This window comes from Corallococcus exercitus (assembly GCF_003611585.1).
In the GTDB taxonomy this organism is placed as follows: domain Bacteria; phylum Myxococcota; class Myxococcia; order Myxococcales; family Myxococcaceae; genus Corallococcus; species Corallococcus exercitus.
Genome location: NZ_RAVW01000593.1, coordinates 1 through 4,507, shown reverse-complemented (window position 1 = coordinate 4,507; position 4,507 = coordinate 1). Strand labels below are relative to the sequence as shown.

Annotated in this window: 4 protein-coding genes; all 4 read left to right on the top strand. The window is 70.5% G+C overall.

Annotated features, from left to right (window positions below; translation table 11 throughout):
• A partial coding sequence (locus tag D7W79_RS39235; RefSeq protein ID WP_147442282.1) for an acyltransferase family protein occupies positions 1-1,141 on the top strand: 1,141 nt, incomplete at its 5' end.
• A complete protein-coding gene (locus D7W79_RS39230) occupies positions 1,138-2,265 on the top strand; it encodes a sensor histidine kinase (protein WP_120530342.1) in 1,128 nt (375 codons plus the stop codon). The genes D7W79_RS39235 and D7W79_RS39230, both read left to right, overlap by 4 nt.
• Before the next feature lie 70 nt (positions 2,266-2,335).
• Complete coding sequence (locus tag D7W79_RS39225) at positions 2,336-3,106, top strand: LytR/AlgR family response regulator transcription factor (protein ID WP_120530341.1); 771 nt, start codon at positions 2,336-2,338, stop codon at positions 3,104-3,106.
• 158 nt (positions 3,107-3,264) lie between these two features.
• Positions 3,265-4,507, top strand: a 1,243-nt coding sequence (gene dnaB, locus D7W79_RS39220) for a replicative DNA helicase (protein ID WP_120530340.1), incomplete at its 3' end; no start/stop codon positions are given.

Genomic DNA, 4,507 nt, shown 5'->3' with positions numbered 1-4,507 from the left:
CCCCGCCGCCGCGCACCATCCCGACCTGGACTGGCTCCGGGTGCTGGCCATCGTGGTGCTGCACCTGTTCCACACCGGGATGATGTTCAACACCTGGGAGTGGCACATCAAGAGCCCCCAGGCGCTGCCGGTGCTGGAGCCCGTGATGTCGGTGCTGCACCTGGTGCGCATGCCGCTGTTGATGGTCATTTCCGGCGCGGGCACCGCGTTCGCGCTCCGGCGGCGCAGCCTGGGGGCGTTCGCGAAGGACCGGACGAAGCGGCTGTTCTTGCCGCTGGTGTTCGGCATGTTCGTGGTGGTGCCGCCGCAGATCTACGTAGAGCGGCTGTTCCGGGGGCAGTTCGCTGGGAGCTACGCCGCGTTCTACCCGACGGTGTTCGAGTTCGTGTCCTATCCCGCGGGCAGCTTCAGCTGGCACCATCTGTGGTTCGTGGCCTACCTGTTCGTCTACTGCCTCATGGCCCTGCCCCTCTTCGCGGCGCTGCGCACGGAAGCCGGGCAGCGGTTCCTCGCGTGGGCGGACGCGTGGCTGTCACGCGGGATCAACGTGCTGTGGCTCGGGGTGCCGCTGGTGCTCGTCCGGGTGCTCTTGCGTGACTACCCGGAGACGCACGCGCTGTTCGATGATCCGCGCACCTTCCTCATGTACGGCCTGCTCTTCCTGTACGGCCACCTGCTGGGCCGCTGCCCGGGCGTGTGGGGCCGGCTGGTGACGCTGCGGCACGGCCTGCTGGCCCTGTGGGTGGCGGCGCTCATCGTGGAGCTGGTGTGGCCGTGGCCGGTGATGCCGGTGGTGCCCGCCATCGTGGGGGGCTCCGTCCTCATCTGGAGCGGGCTGCTGGTAGCGCTGGCCTACGCGCGGCACCACATCCGCGTGTCCCCCGCGTGGCTTCCGCGTGCGCAGGCGCTGTCGTATCCGTTCTACATCTTCCACCAGACGGTCATCGTCTGCGTGGGCTACCTGTGCCTGCGGCTGCCGGTGGGGCCCTGGGCCATGCTCCTCGTGGTGCTCACCGTGTCCTTCGCCCTCACGCTGGCGCTGTGTGAAAGCGTGTCCCGCGTGTCGTGGCTGCGGCCGCTCTTCGGCATGAAGCCCCGCTCGGTGCGTCCGGCCGTCCTGGCCCCGGAGGCGGTCGGGTGAAGGCCTGGGACGACGCTCCATCGACGCGGTGGCGGTGGCCCCAGCTGAGGGTGCGGACGGCGCTCAAGCTCCTGGCGTTCGGATTGGCGCTGGGCGTGTGGCAGGGCAGCGCGGTGCGGCTGTCGCAGCTCATGGGGTCGCATCCCGGTCACTGGGCGCCGGCGTTCATCTGGGAGGTGACGAGCGCGCTGACCATTACGCTGCTCTTGCCCATCCCGATGACGGCGGTGCTCAACGCGCCGTCGCTCCGGGTGGGCTGGGCGCGCTTCCTGGGCATCCACGCGGCGGCCTTCGTCCTCTTCACGTCGCTGCACGTCGCGGTGATGGCGGGGCTGCGGCACGCCGTCTATGCGCTGCTGGAGCTGGGGGACTACGACCTGGGGCCTCCCGCCTACGCGCTCCCGATGGAGGCGCAGAAGGACCTCGTCACCTACGGCCTGAGCTGCGCGGTCATCGCGCTCCTGTACGAGTGGCAGGCGCGGCAGGCGCGGGCGCTCCATGCAGCGGAGCTGGAGGGCGAACTGAGGGCCGCGCAGCTCCAGTCGCTTACGGGCCAGCTGCATCCGCACTTCCTCTTCAACGCGCTGCACACCATCGGCTCCGTGATGTACGAGGACCTGTCGCGCACGGACCGACTCCTGAGCGACCTGGGCCAGCTCCTCCGCGCGAGCCTGGAGCGCACCGAGCCCACCTGGACGCTGGCCGAGGAGCGCGGGCACACCGAGCGCTTCGTCGCGCTGCTCGCGGCGCGCTTCGGCGACCGGCTGGAGGTGTGCTGGGACGTGGCGCCGGGGTTGGAGTCCCAGCGCGTGCCGTGCTTCGCGCTGCAGACGCTGGTGGAGAACGCGGTGAAGCACAACCAGGACCGGGTCGGAGTGCTGGAGGTGCGCATCCGCGCGCGCGCAGAGGCGGACCGCTGGGCGCTGGAGGTGGAGGACACCGGGCGCGGCTTCGGGGCACCCTCCCCTGCTTCCGGGCCCGGCGTGGGGCTGACGCAGCTGGGACGCGTGCTCACGCTGCTGCACGGCGACCGGGCCCGCCTGGAGCGCGGCGCGGGGCCGGAGGGCGGCGCGCGCGTGACGGTGTGGCTGCCCCGCGAGGCGGCCCAGGCGGACGCGTCATGACAACCTCACGCGTCAGGACGATGCGGACCGCGGCACGAGCGTGGCCAGAGCATGGGGAGGAGGCTTCGTCATGACGGTGTTCCGCGTGCTGGTGGTGGACGACGAGGCGCCCGCGCGCGCGAAGGTGAAGCGCCTGCTGGAGGCCGACGCGCGCTTCACCTGCGTGGGCGAGGCCCCGGACGGGACGGAGGCGCTCGCGCGCATCGAGGCGCTGCGGCCAGACCTGGTGGTGCTCGACGTGCAGATGCCCGGCCTCACCGGCTTCGAGGTGCTGGAGGCGCTCGGGCCGGACGCCTGCCCCGCCGTCATCTTCTCCACCGCCTACGAACGCTTCGCGCTCCAGGCCTTCGAGGCCCACGCGGCGGACTACCTCCTCAAGCCCTATGACGCCGGCCGCTTCAGCCGGGCGCTCGACAAGGCCCATGCGCTGCTGAGCGCGGGCACCCAGGGCACGGCCGCGCTGGACGCCCTGCTCGCCACGGTGGCCCGGGCCCGCCCGGAGCGCCCCCTGGAGCGGCTGGTGGTGAAGGTGGGTGAGGGCTGGGTCCCGCTGCGCCTGGACACCGTGTGGCGCCTGTCCTCGGAGGACAAGTACGTGCGGCTGTACACCGCCCAGGGCGAGCACCTGGTGCGCCAGACGCTGCGGGCCCTGGAGGAGCGCCTGGACCCCACCCGCTTCGTGCGCGTGCACCGCGGCGACCTGGTGAACCTGGAAGCCGTGGCCCGCCTGGAGCCATGGACGCACGGGGACGGCATCCTCGTGCTCAAGGACGGCTCCACGGTGATCCTCAGTCGCACCTACCGGGAGGCCTTCCTCCAGCAGTGGGGCGCCGCCGAATAGCCCGACGCGCCGGGTGGGTTCACCCGGGGGCCGGGCCCGGCTGCCACGGTGGGTCGCGGCATCCCTCCCAGACCTACCGGGTGCTACAGGTCTGTTGCCTGGAAACTGGACGTCCGCTGGAACGTGTCAGACGCTGCCTGTAGAGGTTCCAAGCAGCCATGCAGAACGTCCTGGACGGTAGGGAAGGACGGCGGGTCCACGAGGATCTCGCCGCGGAGCGTGCGGTGCTGGGCGCCGTGCTGGCGGACAACGGGCTCATCACGCCCGTGGCGGAGGTCGTCCACGCGGACGACTTCGCCAGCCCTTCGCACGCGCAGATCTTCGCCGCGATGATGCGGCTGGATCAGCAGAGCAAGCAGGTGGACCACCTGACGCTCGCGGAGGAGCTGAAGATCCTCGGCCAGCTCGTCGCGGTGGGCGGTCCCGCGTACCTGATGGGCCTGGACCAGGTCGTCCCGCTGGCGGCCAACGCCGTGCAGTACGCCCACATCGTCAAGGACCAGGCGCTGCGCCGGCGCCTGGCCAACGTGGGCCGGGAGATCCAGGACCTCGCCAGCCAGGAGACGGGCGAGCTGGACGTCCTGCTCGACGAGGCCGAGCGCAAGGTCTTCCTCCTCGCGGAGAAGAAGCGCGAAGGCGACCTGCGTCCGGTCAGCGAGCTGATGGAGCAGACGCTCGACCTGCTGGACAAGATGAAGACCGCGGCGACGGGCGTGACGGGCCTGTCCACGGGCTACATCGACCTGGACAATCAGCTGACCGGCCTGCACGCCGGTGAGCTCATCATCCTCGCGGCGCGTCCCGGCGTGGGCAAGACGTCCTTCGCCATGAACATCGCGGTGCACGCGGCGCTCAAGGAGAACAAGGCGGTCGGCATCTTCAGCCTGGAAATGCCCGCGGATCAGCTGCTCATGCGTCTGCTCGCGTCCACGGCGCGCGTGGACATGAAGAAGCTGCGCGGCGGCCGGCTGTCCCCGCACGACGAGGAGAAGTTCCAGGAGATGGCGGGCGCCCTCTACAACGCGCCCATCTACATCGACGACTCGGGTGGCCTGTCCCCGTTCGACCTGCGCGCGAAGGCGCGGCGCGTGAAGCAGAAGGACCCGCGCCTGTCGCTGCTCGTCATCGACTACCTCCAGCTGATGCACCAGAAGGGCAAGGTGGAGAGCCGCCAGCTGGAAGTGGCCGAAATCTCCCGCGCGCTCAAGCAGTTGGCCAAGGAGCTAGAGGTGCCCATCATCGCGCTCAGCCAGCTCAGCCGTAAGGTGGAGGAGCGCAAGGGCGGCAAGCCCATGCTGTCGGACCTGCGTGAGTCCGGCTCCATCGAGCAGGACGCCGACGTGGTGATGTTCATCCACCGTGAGACGGAGGAGGACGGCGGCGAAGGGGGTGGCGGTGGAG

Bases quoted from the DNA above. Each gene is read 5' to 3' on its own strand.
- D7W79_RS39225 (WP_120530341.1), top strand. From the start codon at position 2,336: ATGACGGTGTTCCGCGTGCTGGTGGTGGACGACGAGGCGCCCGCGCGC.